Source organism: Fusibacter sp. QWL-12 (genome assembly GCF_058683495.1).
In genome coordinates, this window is record NZ_CM178745.1 from 1,815,645 (window position 1) to 1,833,451 (window position 17,807).

The following is a 17,807-nucleotide window of genomic DNA, read 5'->3' on the forward strand; positions in this document are numbered from 1 at the left end:
AATAAGGAAAAATTTTATTGAATATAATTAAAAACAGCCTACTTGACGGGTATCCTATCGTCGCGTAAGCTGTTTTTCTTTTTCAGAATTTTTAGAAAATCATTGCCAAAAGAAAGCTATTTAGATATATTGAATCTATTAGAAAGGAGTGGGTTTGAAATATGATGAGTAGCCAAAGTACGCAGAAACAGACGAAAACAGGATTAAAAACCTTTGAAGGTGTTTATACACCGACATTGTTAACGATATTAGGCGTCATACTTTACCTTCGGATTGGCTGGGTTGTTGGAAATGTAGGATTGATCGGCACGATTGTCATCATCATCTTATCACATGTCATCACCTTTTCCACAGCACTCTCCATGTCCTCGATGTTGACCAACATTAAGATAGGTGCAGGTGGCGCCTATGCCATTATAACAAGGTCATTAGGACATGAGATGGGAGGCGCAATAGGCATACCTCTCTACATCTCCCAAACCTTTTCCATCGCATTTTATATTACAGGTTTCAGCGAACTCTGGGTTAGCTTTTTTCCATCTCATTCTCAAGTGCTGGTCGGTGTCATTACATGGCTGGTCCTTTCTGCTATTTCACTAAAAAGTGCAAAGTTGGCATTTCGATTACAATACGGGATACTCTTAGCCGTTGGTTTATCCTTGATTTCATTCTTACTGGGTCCAAACATAGGCGATGGGACACTGGTTCTAAAGGGCACGTTTTCACAAGCGGGATTTTGGGCATCGTTTGCTATCTTTTTCCCTGCCGTCACAGGGGTGCTCACAGGTGCAACCATGTCTGGTGAACTTGAAAATCCCAGAAAAAGCATCATTAAGGGCACACTTGGAGCCGTATTTACTGGACTAATCGTCTATCTATTTGTCGCGGTATGGTTTGCACATCAAGCTTCTCAAGAGATGTTACTCAACGATCCTTCTATCATATTTAAGCTGTCCAAGGTTAAGTTCCTTGTAATAGCAGGGGTTATGGGCGCTGTACTATCATCTGCGCTATCGACTTTGGTAAGTGCACCAAGGACATTATCCGCATTGGCTGAGGATCGTGTGGTTCCATTTAGCGCAATTTTGTCAAAACAAAACAAAAATGGTGAACCAATTAATGCCATCATCATATCTGCCATCATCTCTGTTTGTGTCATCGTTCTAGGGAATTTAAACAGTTTGGCAGAGCTTTTAACGATGTTCTTTTTGACCACCTATGGCATGATTAATCTCGTCGTTCTCATAGAACAAATGACTGGCGTTATCAGTTATCGTCCAAGCATGAAAATGACGATTTTTGTACCGATAACAGGGTCACTTGGGTGTCTCTCCGTTATGCTACTGATCAATCCAGTCTTCACTGCAATCACTTTTGTCACAATCGTGGCACTCTATGTTTACCTAAAGAAGAAAAATTTGTCATCGCCGTGGGGTGACGTAAGAGGTGGTATCTTTATTTCCATCGCTGAGTGGGCAGCTCAAAAAGCGGCAGCAATACCAGATCACCCTAGACTTTGGAAACCTTCTGTGGTAATTCCAGTAGAGCATCCAGATGATTTTAGACGACTGTCTAAACTGATAAGGAACCTCGTTTTCCCTTCGGGTCGCGTCTATTACTTGACGGCAACTGAAGAGAATGCTTTCGATCAGGTGCAAAAGGAAGAAGTAACCGAGGTCCTAACGCCATTAAAAGAGGAAAATATCTTTGTGCAAGAGACGATTATTACCTCCTCGCGATTTGAAACAGCGATTAAGCCCTCGTTACAATGCTTAAAGAGTTCTTTTCTATCGCCGAATATCGTATTTTTTACGATAAGTGATGAAGTCGAACGCCGAAACAAGCTGCTTTATCTCGTCAACAGCCTATCTGGGCTCGATTACTCCTATTGCTCACTGTGGCTTCATCCTAAAAAAGCGCTGGGTCAAGAAAGAAAGATTAATCTATGGCTAAGAGACAAGAGCCCAAACAATGATTTGGCAGTACTTTGTGCGCTTCAGCTCTCTAGAAACACAGGTGCAGAGATCAACCTGTGCCGAGTGGTTCATTCTGATAAAGCAAAAGAAGCGACGATAAAAAAGATGAACGCTTTCATAGAAGATGCGCGACTTCCTGGAAACACGAAGGTAAAGGTGTTTACAGGTGAATTTATAGGTGTCATCACAGAAAATAATCCAGACCTCAGTATCATGGGGATGCCTACAAACCCTGGGCTTCTCACAAGCCTAATCAATCAATCGCCATCGAGCATACTTTTTGTGTCTTCAACAGGGTTTGAGGATGCCTTATTATAGTATTTAAATGCTTGGCGTGGTATGATTAGAGAGATAGAGAATTTTGATATAGGAGCACAGCATGTTTATCGCAAGACAACCGATTTTTAATAAAAATATGGATGTATTCGGTTATGAGCTTCTTTTTAGATCGGGAAGTAATTCCAAAAGCTTTGATGGGATTTCTTCTTCTCACGCAACTGCAAGCGTCATAGGCGGATTATTTGAATCCGGCATCGACGATATTGTCGATAACAAGCGCGCATTTATCAATTTTGATGCGTCATTTATCAACTCAGATCTACCTGAACTGATCGACAGTCAAAGACTGATTATAGAAGTTTTAGAGGATGTTGTCCCAGATCGTGAATTAATCGATCGAATCGTGGACTTAAAGAAAAAAGGGTACCGAATTGCACTAGATGATTTTATTGAAGGCTATTCTGAATATCCTTTAGTTCCGTACGCAGACATCATCAAGTACGATATTTTGGCGACGCCTCTGGATCAAATTCAAACAGAAGTGACGCGAGCACTTAAAGAAAAGAAAGTGTTATTAGCAGAAAAAATTGAGACAGAAACCGATTTTATTAAAGCCAAAGAGATGGGTTTTACCCTATTTCAAGGCTACTTTTTCTCTAAACCCTCTATCATAAGTAAGCCGACGCCGAAAGCGACGACTAAAGCACAATACGGCAGAATTATCAACGAGCTGAAAAAAGAAGAGCCTTCTTTTCAAGCGCTTGCTGAAATCATAGAAAAAGACGTTAACCTCGCTTATAAGGTGATGCGCGTCATCAGCTCAAGAGCTGGAGATGACTTGATCTATTCCATCAAGCGAGCGTTGACCTACATGGGTTTGAAAGAGCTTGAAAGATGGATTAATATTCTCATGATTCAAGAGCTTGGCGATAACAAACCTAAGGAACTGACACACATGTCACTGATTCGTACAAAGTTTGCCGAATCAGTTGCGATTATGGGTGGACTTAAAAATTTGAAATACGAGGCTTCAATGATGGGGCTTTTTAGTACCATAGATGCCATGCTAGATCAAAAAATGGAGATTGCACTTGAAGACATCTCTCTGCCCAGTTCTATCAAGGATTCGCTCATAAGAAATCAAGGTGTTTTAGTACCCATCTATCATCTTGTTTTATCGTATGAGAGAGGGGATTGGCAAATGGCAGATCTGCTGGCAAAATCTTTAAAGTTAGATGAGGGCGAGTTGTTTACCGCTTATCTAGATGCGGTTAAATGGTCGTCAGAAACCGTAAAGTTTGTATGTGGTTAGGAGGATTGCTTGTCACTTAATAAAATCATATCAAGTGTACAACTGATTTGTGATGCCATAGCAAGTGTGGTGAACATCGACGTTACCATCGTTGATGAAGATCGCATCAGACTGGCTGGAACTGGAAGATACCAAAGTAGTATTGGCGAAGTGGTTAACGAACACTCCGCCTTTAGCTTTGCTTTAAGGGAAAGTATGGGATTCATCATAGAAAACCCTGGAGAGCATCAGGCTTGTCTGGACTGTAATTGCAAGGATAAGTGCAATGAACACGCTGAGGTTTGCTGTCCTATTTTACTTGGAGGCAAAACCATAGGTGTCATCGGTCTAATCGCCTTTGAAGCTTCGCAAAGACAAGCGTTAATCGGCAATCAAGACAACCTGATGTCGTTCTTAACGCGTATGGCGGATTTGATTGCCACAAAGCTAAAAGAGTTTGAGAGCCATGAAGCGCTTGATCTAATGGCAAAGGAGCTCGAAGTAGTATTTGAAAGTATCGATACAGGGCTTCTTGCTTGTGATCGTACAGGTAATATCATCAGGGTCAATCAAAAGTTAAAGCGCATCTTTCATCAAGAGACGATTGTGCATTTAAAAGACCTTTTCTATGAAAAGGATTTGAGTCATATATTAAAGCTACAGGGAAACAGTAAAAACCATTATGTGACCTTTAAAAATGGGGGACAGGGCATCGTCGATGTGGCGCTCATAAAGATGCAAAGAGAAACAAAAGGCGTTCTTTTAACGATAAAAACACTTGAAGAGGTTATGAACACAGTCAACGATATGGTGCTCGATACACCGAGCACGGGATTTGATCAAATCATAGGCGATTCATCATTGCTTTTAAGTGCGAAAGAGCTAGCCCTTAAAGTAGCTTCTAGTACCTCGACTGTTTTAATACTAGGCGAAAGTGGTACTGGAAAAGAACTGTTCGCAAGAGCAATTCACCACAGCAGCGACCGAAAAGATGGGCCGTTTGTTGCGATCAATTGTGCCGCTATTCCCGACTATTTACTGGAAAGCGAGCTCTTCGGTTATGATGAAGGTGCATTTACAGGGGCAAAGCGTGGTGGAAAACCAGGGAAATTCCAGCTTGCAAGTGGTGGAACCCTATTCTTGGATGAAATCGGCGATATGCCGCTGCATTTACAAGGAAAACTGTTAAGAGCGCTTCAGGAAAAAGCCATCGATCGTTTGGGTGGTGCAAATGCCATTCCTGTGGACGTGCGCGTCATCGCAGCCACCCATAGAGATTTAGAAGAAAAGGTGGAAGAGGGTGCTTTTAGACAGGACCTCTATTATCGCCTTAATGTCATACCGATTACGCTACCGCCTCTTAGAGATCGGAAGGACGACCTCGTACTTACCGTCCAACACCTCGTCTCAAAGTGGTGTACGCGTTTGTTAAAACCAGTGCCAAGGCTTTCGGATGCTTTTCGAGGTGCAATCCTGATATACGATTGGCCAGGCAATGTCAGAGAGCTTGAAAATGCCATAGAGTACGCAATCAACGTATGTGATGGCAATCAGCTCGAATACTGGCATTTACCTAAACGCATCATAACAAAAATTGAACCTAAAGAAACCTTTGATATGCCTATACCAAATCATGCAGAACAGAAACATGAACCCACACAACTTTTGAACCAGCTTTCACCGGATCAACTTGAGCAACTCGACGAACCGATCGTTGCCTTGGAGATAATGGAAAAGCGACTCATCCAAGCGGCACTAAACAAGTTCGGTGATTCAGGCGATGGCCTCGCACAGGCAGCACAAGCCCTCGGCATCAGTCGAGCGACGCTTTATAGAAAGATCAAATAAGTAAGAAAAAGAATTTTCGACTCACGCCTTATTTTTTGCCACAGTTCTGCCGATATATAAATATGGTATGGATACTATGGTTTTTACACATGGAGGTGTAAGGATGAAAATTGCTAACTATGAAGTAACGCAACAGGCTTCATCGGCTTTTTCACGGCTAGAAACCAGAATGACGAAGCTTGAAACCTTTGTGGTACAGGGAAATGGCAATGCCAATGCAAATGTTGAAGGTCAGCTGAATCAACCTTCAGTGCTCTTGTCTCTCTCTGACGATGTTCAAAATGTCGATGAGACTAAGACAGATGATTTGTTCCACCTTTCTGAAACAGACAAAGCAAAGATCAGGTTACTTGAAAGCTTTATCAGCGCGATCACTGGAAAGAAGTTTAAGTTCCAGCAGGTTGTCAAGTCAGATGAAAGCGAAGGCAAGTCTTCACCAGAAACGAAGGGTTTGAAGCTAGGCCATCATAAGCCTCTACAGATCAGTGATAACAGAGGTGGGGCGTCAGAGGGATTTGGCGGAAGAATTATTACGACACACTCAGTAAGTGAACAAGAGTCAATGCAGTTTCAATCAAATGGCGTCGTTAAGACAGCCGATGGACAGACGATTGAATTCTCGGTCAATCTTCAGATGGCAAGATCATATGAAATGACTTCTACGACGATGATTGAGTTCGGTGCAAAGCTACAGGATCCATTGGTACTTAATTTTGACGGCAAGGGGATTCAGTTTGGCGATCAATCACTACAACTTGATATTAACCTCGACGGCACAGTGGATACGTTTAAGAACTTAGCTTCGGGCAGTGGTTTTCTCGCTTTAGATCAAAATGGCAATGGAACGATCGACGATGGTTCTGAGCTTTTTGGTGCGAAGACGGGCAGTGGTTTTGGAGAGCTTAGTGCGTATGACAGTGATGCCAATGGCTGGATCGATGAAAACGATACGGTTTTTAATTCCTTGAAAGTTTGGTCAGTAGGTGCAGATGGCACGATGACTTTACTCGGTCTTAAAGAAACCGGTGTTGGCGCAATTTATTTAGGTGGTGTGGCATCCTCTTATCAGATGAAAACCGGAGATGAGCTTTTAGGTAAAATCAAGCAGTCTAGCGTTTATCTGAAGGAAAATGGTGGTGCAGGCACGATTCACGAAATCGATTTGAAGCTGTGATGGTGGATTTGTGTTGAAGATGCTACAAGTGAAGTAGAAAATTATGATGAAATAATGGGGAAATATAGATAAAGCTACTATAAATTTTAATTTATAGTAGCTTTTATTAAGCCGCAAACACCCTTTATTTAGCCATGATCTTGTTCAGGGTAAAGTCCGAGGAATCGATGTCCAAAGATTTTTATTAACTCTATTAAGTTCACTGAAACCCCCTTAGTTGATTCACTAGGGAGGATTAATTTCCAATATCCGCCTCTATTTGCCACTCATTCTTCTCATTCTTCTTCCATATAGTCATATACCGACCTGTTTCTTCTTTCTCAATGCCATCTTCCAACCATTTGCGTACGTAATTTCCATATGTGAATCCCAGTGTCCCGTCATCGGACACATCTGCATGCATCGGATCCCATATCAAACTGTAACCCGGCTGCGAAAATATGTTGCTCATAGCATTGAATATGCTTGCAGGACCTTCAATTAAATTACCATTCGTTCCAACAAGTCTACCAAACTCACCAAAATACTTTGCCCAGCCTTTAGCGCCATCCTGTATGGTATCTCTGCAAAATGATCTTTCCATCTCTTTTAGTTCCTGAATCCAGTTCGCCTTTTGTATGATATTGTTCATGATAATCTCCCCTCTTTAAAATAATTCGATGCATGAATGCCAAATGCCACAATACCTGAATGCCACCTTGTCATGTGAAATAAACTCGATTTCGACTTTATCATTACTTCATCTTAACAGACACATACACTACGGTGATTTTCCCTGTGGATTGGTTGACCACATACAGCCTACCTGATGAATCAAAAGCAACAGCTGTTGGGCGTTTAAATGGATTTTTGGACTGTAAACGATCGCCCATAGCCCTTAAAAACTGACCTTCACTGTCAAATACCTGTAAACGGCCATAATCATAATCGGTAACATAGAGGTTACCATCTGGCGCGATGGCCATGCCCTCAGGCGTTCCCGAGATACCTATGTCCTCACCCATTTTCCAGCTGATGAGGAAGTTGCCCAGCGCATCAAATTTTTGAAGTAGCTTCGTTTCATAATCTGCCACATAGATGAATCCCTCACGATCCACAGCGATCCCTGTGGCATGTTTAAATAAGCCACTTCCTATGCCTGGACCACCAAAACGCATGATAAAGTTGCCGTCGTTATCAAACTTTTGAACGTAGGGGTTACCATCGTCAGTGACGTACACTTGACCGTCATTATCCACTGTGATGCCAATGGCTCTGACAAATTGTCCCTCTGCAGTGCCCTCGGATCCCCACTGTGTGATGAAATGGCCAGTAGCATCGAACTTTTGAATGCGATGGTTGGCATTGTCCACGACGAAGACATCATCATTTCCATCGATGGCGATGCCACCGAAGCCTAAGGTACTGAATTCACCCTCGCCGCTGCCTTGATTGTCCCACTTATCGAGAAGGGTGCCTTCTGTGTCGAAAATAAGCACTCGGTTGTTGCCTGCGTCACTGATGTATATATGATCTTTTGAGTTGATGGCGATACCATATGGCGCATTTAAAGGGTCCTCAGCTAGCTCAATCTCAAATAAAGTTTCGAAGCCGCTTGCCATTTCTGAGGAGGTTTCTGTAGTAACTACTGTTGTACTATCGGTTGTAACTACTGCAGTACTTTCGGTTATCCCTTCTGTGGTTGCTATAGTCGTCGGTTCTTTATTTTCACCACAGGCGGTCAGTAGAAATGCCCCAGTGGCGATGATTATGATGAGCATCAACGTTTTCATGTGTTATCCTCCATAAGAGTTAGCCATTTACAGTTAATATACCCTTTCGCTTCCAAATTATGACCATTCAAAATATAACATTTTTATAATCAGAATGCTACGACTCTGGTTATGTTTGCAATCTCCTTCTTAGATGCAATTTGCACTAGATAAAGCCTGCATAAGGTTGACATAAATTGTGTGCAATTGATTTGTTTTAAATTTCGTTACAAATCAGTCATAAAGATAGCAAGAACTAACTAGTGATAATTTGGTACTTTAGTATTAGAATAATACTCGATTGTTTTACTCGGAATTAATAAATTGAGTCGATAACTGACACTTACTCTGTTGCGTTATAAGACTTTATATTTAATTGGCGTGTAGCATAATGAATAAGGGTATAAGACAAATATAGCAGAGAGAAAGAGAAGTAAGCCGTATTTGTATGATCCTTTAATTGAATAGAGGAGGTCGAGAACATGATGACACATGAACCGAAATTAGTACTTAACGTATTAGGCATTTCTGAGATGGTTCTATTTAAAGGCAATGAAGTATCGATCAAAGTTGCAAAGGAACCTTCTCGTGATTTGGAAAGAGATTTAGTAGAAGACGCAATGTATGCACTTGGCGTCACTGTGAAAAAGCCAAGTCCAAATGGACAGTATGATGTGAAGGATTTTTATCGTTTTGGCGTGATGCTAGAAGTGAAGAGTATTCGACTTGAAAAAGACGTCTATTATATGGATGTCAAAGCGCTAGACAAAGTAAAAATCGACAAGTTTTATCAAATGGAGTCGATTCTTAAGGCAGATTATAGCTATGAACCGACGATTAGAGACATGGATGACGTGCCATTTGAAGATATGCTCAGCCACATCAAACACTTAGTACAAGAAATTAGCACTTATTTTAAAGGTGCAGAACCATTTATTAACTATATCGAAGAAATCCACGCTCTTGAGCTTTTGTCAGGTATTTTACTCCAATACCTCAATATCAGTATCGAGGATAAGCAAAAGATCTTCGAATCAAAAACTTACAGTGAGAAGGGGTTAAAACTCATCGATGCTTTAATTAAGCAAAGAGAATCCTTTGCGTTCCAAAAGGAAATGAGTGAAAAATTCTCACAAGAAGCGAATAAGAACTATAGAAAAGCTTTCTTACGCGAGCAACTCAAAGCCATTCAGGAAGAGCTCAATGAAGAGGGTGGCGAAGGCGGCAAAAAGGATTACAAGCAAATGATCGAGGAATCCTTAATGCCTGAAGAAGTAAAAAAAGTGGCATTTTCTGAGAGTGATAAGTTCGAAGGGCTTTCACCACAGAGTGCAGAGCGCAACGTCGTTGCCAACTATTTAGATTTATTGCTGGCATTGCCTTGGGGTAAATTTAAAGGCGGCGAAATCGACATTGAAAAAGCGAGAGCCGTTCTGGACGCAGACCACTATGGTCTTAAAGATGTTAAAGATAGAATCATTCAGCATTTGGCTGTTTTAAAGCTTAAAAAGGAAAAGCAAGGCTCCATCCTACTTTTAGTAGGTCCTCCGGGAACAGGTAAGACTAGCTTGGGTAGAAGCATCGCCAAAGCACTTGATCGTCCTTACGTGCGCATGAGCTTAGGTGGTATCCGAGATGAAGCTGAGATCAGAGGTCACAGAAGAACTTATGTGGCAGCGCTTCCTGGCAGAATCATTCAAGGGATGAAAAAAGCGGGTCAAACCAATCCGATATTTGTTCTAGATGAAATCGATAAGCTTCAAGTGGGCAACAGTGGTGATCCTGCCAGTGCGCTCTTAGAGGTGCTCGATCCTGAACAAAACAATTCGTTTGCCGACCATTATCTAGAAGTCCCTTATGACCTTTCGGACGTATTTTTCATAGCGACAGCAAACTCGCTTAGAAGCATACCTGGGCCGCTACTTGATCGTATGGAGGTTATCGAAATTTCAAGCTACACGAACCTTGAGAAGTTCCATATCGCGAAGGATCACTTGATTCCAGACGTTCTTGAGGAGCATGGCTTGACGGATTCTGAACTAATCGTCGAGGAAGACGCCATCAAACACGTGATAGATGCTTATACGCGAGAAGCCGGCGTGCGTGGATTGAAACGTCAAATGGCATCCATCGCTAGGGTGGTTTCAGAGAAGGTGGTCCTCAACCAAGTGCCACTGCCATATCACGTGGATGAAACCATGGTCTACGACCTACTTGGCAAACCGCTTGCGAGACATGATCTAGCAGGAACCAACAATGCCATCGGCGTTGCGACAGGTCTTGCATGGACACCAGTCGGCGGCGAGATACTCTTTATCGAGGGCTCATTTATGCCAGGTGGCGGTCAACTCATCCTAACCGGTAAACTCGGCGACGTGATGAAGGAGTCCGCAAGGATATCACTCAGTTTGGTAAGATCGCGCTTAGCCTTCCAAACACTGAATTTTGAGTTTAACAAGAAGGATCTCCACATACACGTACCATCAGGTGCCGTACCAAAAGACGGTCCATCAGCTGGTGCTGCATTATTCTCTGCTATATCATCATTGATCTTGGGCAGAAAAATCCCATCTGACATCGCAATGACAGGTGAGGTAACGCTTAGAGGCAATGTCCTTCCAGTTGGCGGCATCAAAGAAAAAGTCATCGCAGCACACCGTGCAGGCGTTAAAAAAGTCTTATTGCCACAGGAAAACTTGAACGATTTGGATCAAGTGCCTGAGGAAGTAAAAGAAGAACTCGAGTTCGTCGGCATTTCAAAGGTCGAAGAGCTGATCCATGAGTTATTTGGACTTGAACTCCCTGAAAATGAACCGTTGGCGGGCAGTACGTTTGATCCGGAGCAACCAACTTTTTAAAGTTAAGATGTGTATAAAGATGAACCATCAAATCAGTATATAGAAAGACCCTATAGGATAGATACTTTTTGAAAGTCTACCTATAGGGTCTTTGTTTTAATAATGGATTTTGATTTTTAGAAAATAGTAGATTACTCAGACTTTTGGTAGTTAAAACTCCACTGAACGCCAAATTTATCTGTTATAGCACCATAAATGGCATCCCAATAGGTGTCCTCTAAGGGGTTGGTAACCTGCCCAAAGTTTTTAAAGGCTTCGAATAGCTCGAGAATTTCATCTTGACTTTCACAGTCTAAATGTATGGTATATCCTGTTGCAAACGCATGTTGATCAGGTTCTGGAGTATCAGAAACATAGAGTTTATTATCTTTAAAATAAAGTTCTGCATGAAGCACCCAGTTTTTCATCGAATCGTCCATATCTGGAAACATATCCTTATTAAAACGCATGATGTCACTAACCTTCCCACCTAGCGCTTTTGCATAAAGTTGAATGGCTTCTTCCGCTTGTCCAGCAAAGTTTAAATACGGCACTAATTTCATTTGAAACCTCCTATACTTTTCTACTCTACAGGTTGATCTATTAAAATTGGATTGCCTTCTGGATCTACAATCACTAAACTGCTTGTACCGCATTCTTACCACAAAATTACGCCATAAAACACTTTGTAAGTGCATTTCACACTATAGCCTGAATACCTGAGGAGGTACTGTACCCGAAGCGCTTGGTAAATGCCAGCTGAACTTGGTTCTTTAATAGAACCATATCCACCGGATGACCGATGCAGTTCTCGATGGAAGTAACACCTCTTGTAGCGAGACCACAGGGTACGATGGTTTGAAAATCTGTGAGATTTGTATTTGCGTTTAGTGCAAAGCCGTGCATGGTGACGCCGCGTTTGACAGAAAGACCGATAGCGACGATTTTTGAACTACCAACAAAGACGCCAGAGTTGATTTCGTCTCGGATGGCGTTTATGCCATAATGTTCTTGTAAAAGCTCGATAAAAAGTGCTTCAAGTTCATAAACGAAGGTTTTGATACTGCCTCCGTGATTCTTCTTAATGTTAAAAATAGTATAGCCAACAAGCTGTCCTGGTCCATGATAGGTGACATCTCCACCTCGTCTCGTGCGAACGATATCAAAGCCCATATCCTTTAAGGTTTCATCGGGTAGGAGGATGTTTTCTGATTTAGCATTGATTCCCATGGTAATGACTTTTGGGTGCTCTAAAAGCAGAAGTTGATCATCAAGTCCTTCTCCTACCTGCTCCAATAGGTTTTCTTGTATATCGTAAGCTTCAAGATAGTTGATAACGCCTAAGTCACGTATGTTTAAGTTCATGGCTACCTCTTTATATTTGATGTTTTTTGGGTGTGGATTCAATACATAGTTTAACATGAAAATGAGGGATAATTAAAGGTTTTGATGGGTGAGTTATGAATTGGGGAGTTGATTTATCTGCTCCAAATCCGGTTAGTAAACTAAAGGATTCTCCACAGATAAATCAACTCCCCAATTCTAGAGACTCATGATCAAAATTATAATTATCAGTGAGAAGGAGAGATTTGCTCCGAATCCGGTTAGTAAACTATAGGATTCTCCACAGATAAATCAACTCCCCAATTCTAGAGACTCATGATCAAAATTATAATTATCATTGAAAAGGAGAGATCTGCTCCAAATCCGGTTAGTAAACTAAAGGATTCTCCACAGATCATACAACCACACATTTCCATAGGCTCATGATCAAAATTACAATTATGAGTAGTGTAAAAAAAGGAATTGTCTTTAACATAGCAGGCAAAGATTTTGATAACATTGACTATAATAAAACCCGTATAACATTAACCTCGGAGATTCCTTTGCGAAGCAACCGGAATTGGAGAGGTTGATGTTATACGGGTTTTAGTCACAGTTAATAAATTCCTTTGCGAAGCAACCGGAATCGGAGGGGTTAATGTTATAGGGTTTTTAGTCACAGTTAGCAAAATTTCTGTTACTCTGCGATATGATCCAGCATCACATTGAGAATGACATGATCAACTGTATCCATTGCGTGTCGAGATAAAACACCTAGATTTTTGATGGTTGCGTCTGCTGTTTTTGCGATAATGCCATTGCCATCTGGAACGGTGACGCCACTTATCGAAAGGAGTGCTGATTGTACGGCTGCAGAAGCTGAGGTAGCTAGTTTAAGAGAGCAGCCTACTTTTGCGCCATCACAGATCATGCCTGTTGTGTTGGCAATCATGTTTTGAATTGCACCTTCAAGTTGAGGGCGAGTTGCGCCCATGAGCCAAGCGAGAGCAACAGAAGCACCTGTTCCTGCTGCTACACCACAGCCGCAGAGGGCAGAGAGTCTTCCGATGTTGCTTTTGATAACCCCGTTAACGAGGTGGCTGATCGCTGCTGCACGTGCTAATTGATCATCGGATACGATATGTGTATTGGCATAAGCCACAACTGGAAGCAATGCAGTAATGCCATTGTTACCACTGCCATTGCTGCTCATTACAGGTAGTGAAGTTCCTGCCATCCTAGCATCAGATGCTGCTGCTGTTAATATCATAGAGCGGCTCATAAGGTCATCGGATAAGATGCCTTTGTTGATATTCTTTTGTAAGGAGCGACCAACTTCCATACCACATGGATTTGCTAGTCCAAACTCAGCGATTTTACGATTCATTTCGAAGCCATCATTAAGAAAACGAATTTCTTCAAAAGGTAGAGTTTCAACCGCATCTATTAAATCAATAATTGGATAGTCATAAAGGGGGTTTTTGCTACAAGAAGTTGCTGTTGGTGGCTCATCTAATAGGATTTCCATATCCGTTTCAATTCTTGAAAAATGATCGTGACGACTATCAATGACTGCGCGGCTATAGGTTGACCCATCCGATACTTTAGCGTCAATATAGACTTTCTTTTCTGTGTCAGCAATTCTTAAGAAAATTCGTTTGGATGCCATTAGTTGATAAGCAGCTTTAATAGTTCGCTTTGTGACATTCTTAAAGACTTCTAATCCATCCTCAGCTTCACATGCTGTCATACCGAGTGCAACTGCTAGCATTAAACCAACTTCGTCTGTACCAGGTATTCCAACAGCTAGACCATTTTTAAATATGTTCGGACTAACAGAGACTTCCACGATTAAGTTCTCATCTGACAAATCGAGTGATCCTTTAAAATGAGATTTTGCCATAGCCACTGCTAACGCCACAGCCACTGGCTCTGTGCATCCCATGGCGGGCTTGACTTCCTCTTTTAAGGTATCGATAATCATTTTTGAAAATTGAACTTCTGCACTTCTCATAAAAACCTCCCAAGTATTCTTGTTTAGATATAAGTGCAAAAGGCGTGCCAATTAGATGTATAAAATAAATTGGGTGGGATATATTTTGTACAGCTTAGTAACGAATGAAGTATTTGCAGAGGTTTTGTAGATAAATAGGGTTGGATTTATTTTAGAATTAGAATTTTATAAAGAAGCTTAATAATGTAATTGCGTGTAAAAGAAAAGGAAAAAACGGAATAGAGAGTTTAAAAATTCTCATAATGAGAAAAAGAAACTTCAAGAAATTCTCATTATGAGAAAATAATTAAGCTATTTGAATTTATTCTCATTTTGAGAATAGGTTTAAAGTAAGTTGCCATTAAACGGTATATCTTTTTTTCCAAGATATTGGGAAGGTTAAGTGATTGCCATAAACAAAACGTATTAATTGTCCATGATGCTGAATTTCATGTTCTAGCAAATCGAATAAGAAAGTTGTTTGTGTTTCGGTTAGATTCTGGTCTATAAAATCAAGTAGATTGTTATAGGTGTGATCTAAGCATTTAAGCACCTCGTTCTTCGAACTGAGATCTTTTAGAGAACAAGAAAATCCAGACCAAATGCCTCTTTCTACTGCTTTGATGTAGCTTTCTCTCGCACCAACGATGCACCATAACTGACCACCAATGGTATTAGAGGGTACTGTAGAGAGATGTAGCTTTAATGCATCTTCATCTAGATGCATTGCTAAATCCTTTGTGAGTTCAAATGCTCTAATCAGCTTATCTTTTAGAATTTGCATAAAAGCCTCCTTAAACAACTCTTAATAGCTTTATTCTATAATATTCATCAGTTTTTTACAAAAAAAAATGACGCTTTCGCGTCGGGTGGCATGAGTACGTTATGAGGAATTATTAACGTTATAGTTGTCCACAAAGTATTAGAAATTAATAAGGGATACCCCCTACCACGGGGGACTTCAACAGAATAGCATACACAGTTTTAAATTTCAATAGAATATGTTAAAATAATTAATAGATAGACAATCGAAATAATTTTAATTTCCATAAAGCGTTGAAATAGCTACTTTACAGAAGGTGACTCTAAGTGTAACGGAGTCACATACGAAATTTTAGAAAGGCGGATCAAAATGAGTTTAAAAGAAGTTACTTTAAAATTTACCAATGAGTTTTCGGGAGAATTAGTTGCTCCAAATGGAACAGTGAAGATCGGCACAGAAGCGGGAACCGTTCTACCTTATGATATGTTACTGGGTGCTCTTGGATCGTGTTTGTACTCAACTTTTCTAGATATCATGAACAAAAAACGCGTCAAATACGATAGAGCTGAGATTCATATCGTAGGTGAGAAGAGAACAGAAGTCCCAACGACGTTGAAATGGGTTAAGGTTGACTTTAAAATCGTTAATCCTGAAAAGGAAGTTGGCATCGAACAAGCTGTAAAATTAGCGACAGAATACTGTTCCATCTATCAGACGATTTCACATGTGGCTGATATGAGCTATACGTTTAGTATCGTTACTGAATAATTTAGCTAAATTAAGCAATATAAAGCTAAATAAACAAAATAAAACTAAATAAAGCTAAATAAAGCTAAATTAAAGTAAAGATTTTGATTTAGAACTTCGAGTTATTAAAGAATAATCCTGTAATAAGATAAGATTCTAGGAATGTTTTGTGCCATTCTAGGTTAACAGTTCTCATATTTTAACTGCCAATCTAGAGGAAAACTAACATTGCCCGACTTATCTGTGTTACAGGATTTTTTGTTTTTCGTTTAAGTCTAATTTAATTATCATTACCTTTAATAATCTATACCTTTAATAATCTATACCTTTAATGATCTATGTTTCATACAATTTCTGGTTTAATTTTTTTATCATTATTTATCAATTTTAAACGTAATAATTACTATCCAGTATCTTCAGATCGGTTATTCTTGAATACTGATTATAAGTTAAAGTTAAAGCTTTCTCGCATTTAGCTCAGATGTGATTTGATCGAGCTTCGCTTCATCCAGTGTATAGCGCTTTCTAAAATATAGAATCGTAAGAATTAAACCTACCATCGGAAGTACAATCATGATGCTTCTGAGTCCTAAAAGGGTTGATGCCGTTTGCGTCTGTGCATTCACATCGAGTTTGATGAGATCAATCCCTACGCCTGCCACTAAAACAGAGATCGCTGAGCCTAGCTTAACTACAAAGGTTTGAAGCGAGAAGATGACACTTTCTGTTCTGCGATTATTTTTCCATTCGCCATAATCAACGGTATCTGCTAAGAAGATGGTGGTTAGAACCGTTGCAATTCCAAATCCCATAAAGATGATGACAGCAGCAATTGCTAATAAAACCATGCTTCTAATCGATAGCATCCCGAAGATAAAGAGCATGGTATAGCCGACTAGAGTGATACCAATCGCAAGGGTAAGCAATTTTTTAATGCCAAATTTTCTTCTGAAAAGTGGCACCAAGGCCATAGAGAGAATCTGAGCAAGTCCACCAACTGTACCGAAAATACCAAACAGTGCTGCGTTGCCAATGTCATACTTAAAATAATAAATGGCAAGCTGTTGAGTGATATAAAGCGATGAGTTAAACATAACGATGGCGATGACCACGATTAGCGCTTGGTCGTTTGTGATCAAAGAATGAAACATTTCTTTGATGGTTGGACTTTTGGCAAGTGGCTTTTCCTTTTCTTTTACGTTTAGTACGGTTATTAAAATAGCGACGATAAAGAAGATGGCTATGAAGATGGAAAGCTTAGCAAAACCAGCATGTTCATTTCCAGAACCAAGTAGCGGGACTAATACCATTGTGAGGCCCACTGGTATCGCAAAGCCTAATCCAGCACAGCTTCTAGCGATAACTGAAAGCTGTTCTCTTTCCTTACCATGTGCGGTAATGGCAGGAATCAGTGACCAATAAGGGATGTCCATCATGGTATAAGTGACGCCCCAAATGACATATAATGCTGAGCTATAGATTAAGAGCTTGGAACCTGTAAAGCTGAGTGGCACTGAGAACATTGCCACTAGAACAACCGCATTGGTGAGAGTTCCGATCAGTAACCAAGGTCGAAACTTACCCAGTGGTGTCTTCGTTTTCTCGACGACAATACCCATAATTGGATCGTTAAAGGCATCAAACAATCTGGCAGCCATAAAAAGAATACCGATAAAAGTTGCACTGATACCGAGTACCGTGTTGTAGTAGTACATTAAAAATCCAGCTACTAAAGAATAAACCAAATCTTTTCCAACAGCGCCAATACCATATGCGCTTTTTTCTTTTGTACTTAAGCTCATATTTCCCCCAAAATAAATTTATT

The 17,807-nt window shown here is 40.5% G+C and carries 13 protein-coding genes; 6 read left to right on the top strand and 7 right to left on the bottom strand.

Going from position 1 to position 17,807, the window contains the following annotated elements; translation table 11 throughout:
- Nucleotides 1-161 precede the first annotated feature (161 nt).
- The 4 genes from AC4PID_RS08950 (at nucleotide 162) to AC4PID_RS08965 (ending at nucleotide 6,568) form a co-directional block, all read left to right on the top strand.
- The gene (locus tag AC4PID_RS08950; RefSeq protein ID WP_492135227.1) at nucleotides 162-2,294 is read left to right on the top strand and encodes an amino acid permease; all 2,133 of its coding nucleotides are present in this window, start codon (nucleotides 162-164) and stop codon (nucleotides 2,292-2,294) included.
- Nucleotides 2,295-2,355: 61 nt separating this feature from the next.
- Nucleotides 2,356-3,567 carry an EAL and HDOD domain-containing protein gene (locus AC4PID_RS08955; RefSeq protein WP_492135228.1) on the top strand — a complete coding sequence of 404 codons (1,212 nt, stop codon included), beginning with the start codon at nucleotides 2,356-2,358 and terminating at the stop codon, nucleotides 3,565-3,567.
- A 9-nt stretch (nucleotides 3,568-3,576) separates the two neighbouring features.
- A complete protein-coding gene (locus tag AC4PID_RS08960; RefSeq protein ID WP_492135229.1) occupies nucleotides 3,577-5,394 on the top strand; it encodes a sigma-54-dependent Fis family transcriptional regulator in 1,818 nt (605 codons plus the stop codon).
- Nucleotides 5,395-5,497: 103 nt separating this feature from the next.
- Entirely contained in the window at nucleotides 5,498-6,568 is a 1,071-nt protein-coding gene (locus AC4PID_RS08965) for an SPM autocatalytic domain-containing protein (RefSeq protein WP_492135230.1), read from the top strand.
- Between the two features lie 235 nt (nucleotides 6,569-6,803).
- Here the strand turns inward: AC4PID_RS08965 and AC4PID_RS08970 are convergent, their stop codons facing one another.
- Together AC4PID_RS08970 and AC4PID_RS08975 are read right to left on the bottom strand one after the other, a co-directional pair.
- A complete protein-coding gene (locus tag AC4PID_RS08970) occupies nucleotides 6,804-7,199 on the bottom strand; it encodes a YybH family protein (protein ID WP_492135231.1) in 396 nt (131 codons plus the stop codon).
- A 103-nt stretch (nucleotides 7,200-7,302) separates the two neighbouring features.
- The gene (locus tag AC4PID_RS08975) at nucleotides 7,303-8,340 is read right to left on the bottom strand and encodes a 6-bladed beta-propeller (protein ID WP_492135232.1); all 1,038 of its coding nucleotides are present in this window, start codon (nucleotides 8,338-8,340) and stop codon (nucleotides 7,303-7,305) included.
- Between the two features lie 461 nt (nucleotides 8,341-8,801).
- On the opposite strand from AC4PID_RS08975, the gene lon reads away from it, so the two are divergent.
- Nucleotides 8,802-11,177: an endopeptidase La gene (gene lon, locus AC4PID_RS08980; protein WP_492135233.1), complete on the top strand. Its 2,376-nt coding sequence runs from the start codon at nucleotides 8,802-8,804 to the stop codon at nucleotides 11,175-11,177.
- 131 nt (nucleotides 11,178-11,308) lie between these two features.
- On the opposite strand, the gene AC4PID_RS08985 is transcribed toward lon, so the two are convergent.
- The 4 genes from AC4PID_RS08985 to AC4PID_RS09000 form a co-directional block, all read right to left on the bottom strand.
- Nucleotides 11,309-11,719: a VOC family protein gene (locus tag AC4PID_RS08985; RefSeq protein WP_492135234.1), complete on the bottom strand. Its 411-nt coding sequence runs from the start codon at nucleotides 11,717-11,719 to the stop codon at nucleotides 11,309-11,311.
- A gap of 136 nt (nucleotides 11,720-11,855) precedes the next feature.
- Nucleotides 11,856-12,521: a lipoyl(octanoyl) transferase LipB gene (gene lipB, locus AC4PID_RS08990; RefSeq protein WP_492135235.1), complete on the bottom strand. Its 666-nt coding sequence runs from the start codon at nucleotides 12,519-12,521 to the stop codon at nucleotides 11,856-11,858.
- 655 nt (nucleotides 12,522-13,176) lie between these two features.
- On the bottom strand, nucleotides 13,177-14,493 hold the full coding sequence (locus tag AC4PID_RS08995) for an L-cysteine desulfidase family protein (RefSeq protein WP_492135236.1): 1,317 nt from the start codon (nucleotides 14,491-14,493) through the stop codon (nucleotides 13,177-13,179).
- Nucleotides 14,494-14,833: 340 nt separating this feature from the next.
- Entirely contained in the window at nucleotides 14,834-15,256 is a 423-nt protein-coding gene (locus AC4PID_RS09000) for a hypothetical protein (protein WP_492135237.1), read from the bottom strand.
- A gap of 348 nt (nucleotides 15,257-15,604) precedes the next feature.
- On the opposite strand from AC4PID_RS09000, the gene AC4PID_RS09005 reads away from it, so the two are divergent.
- Nucleotides 15,605-16,003: an OsmC family protein gene (locus AC4PID_RS09005; protein WP_492135238.1), complete on the top strand. Its 399-nt coding sequence runs from the start codon at nucleotides 15,605-15,607 to the stop codon at nucleotides 16,001-16,003.
- Between the two features lie 434 nt (nucleotides 16,004-16,437).
- On the opposite strand, the gene AC4PID_RS09010 is transcribed toward AC4PID_RS09005, so the two are convergent.
- Nucleotides 16,438-17,784 carry a glycoside-pentoside-hexuronide (GPH):cation symporter gene (locus AC4PID_RS09010; RefSeq protein WP_492135239.1) on the bottom strand — a complete coding sequence of 449 codons (1,347 nt, stop codon included), beginning with the start codon at nucleotides 17,782-17,784 and terminating at the stop codon, nucleotides 16,438-16,440.
- Nucleotides 17,785-17,807: the final 23 nt, after the last annotated feature.

Coding starts and splice junctions, on each gene's coding strand:
- AC4PID_RS08975 (WP_492135232.1), bottom strand. CDS start 8,340: ATGAAAACGTTGATGCTCATCATAATCATCGCCACTGGGGCATTTCTA.
- AC4PID_RS08950 (WP_492135227.1), top strand. CDS start 162: ATGATGAGTAGCCAAAGTACGCAGAAACAGACGAAAACAGGATTAAAA.
- AC4PID_RS08970 (WP_492135231.1), bottom strand. CDS start 7,199: ATGAACAATATCATACAAAAGGCGAACTGGATTCAGGAACTAAAAGAG.
- AC4PID_RS09010 (WP_492135239.1), bottom strand. CDS start 17,784: ATGAGCTTAAGTACAAAAGAAAAAAGCGCATATGGTATTGGCGCTGTT.
- AC4PID_RS08965 (WP_492135230.1), top strand. CDS start 5,498: ATGAAAATTGCTAACTATGAAGTAACGCAACAGGCTTCATCGGCTTTT.
- AC4PID_RS08995 (WP_492135236.1), bottom strand. CDS start 14,493: ATGAGAAGTGCAGAAGTTCAATTTTCAAAAATGATTATCGATACCTTA.
- AC4PID_RS09005 (WP_492135238.1), top strand. CDS start 15,605: ATGAGTTTAAAAGAAGTTACTTTAAAATTTACCAATGAGTTTTCGGGA.
- lon (WP_492135233.1), top strand. CDS start 8,802: ATGATGACACATGAACCGAAATTAGTACTTAACGTATTAGGCATTTCT.
- AC4PID_RS08955 (WP_492135228.1), top strand. CDS start 2,356: ATGTTTATCGCAAGACAACCGATTTTTAATAAAAATATGGATGTATTC.
- AC4PID_RS08985 (WP_492135234.1), bottom strand. CDS start 11,719: ATGAAATTAGTGCCGTATTTAAACTTTGCTGGACAAGCGGAAGAAGCC.
- AC4PID_RS09000 (WP_492135237.1), bottom strand. CDS start 15,256: ATGCAAATTCTAAAAGATAAGCTGATTAGAGCATTTGAACTCACAAAG.
- lipB (WP_492135235.1), bottom strand. CDS start 12,521: ATGAACTTAAACATACGTGACTTAGGCGTTATCAACTATCTTGAAGCT.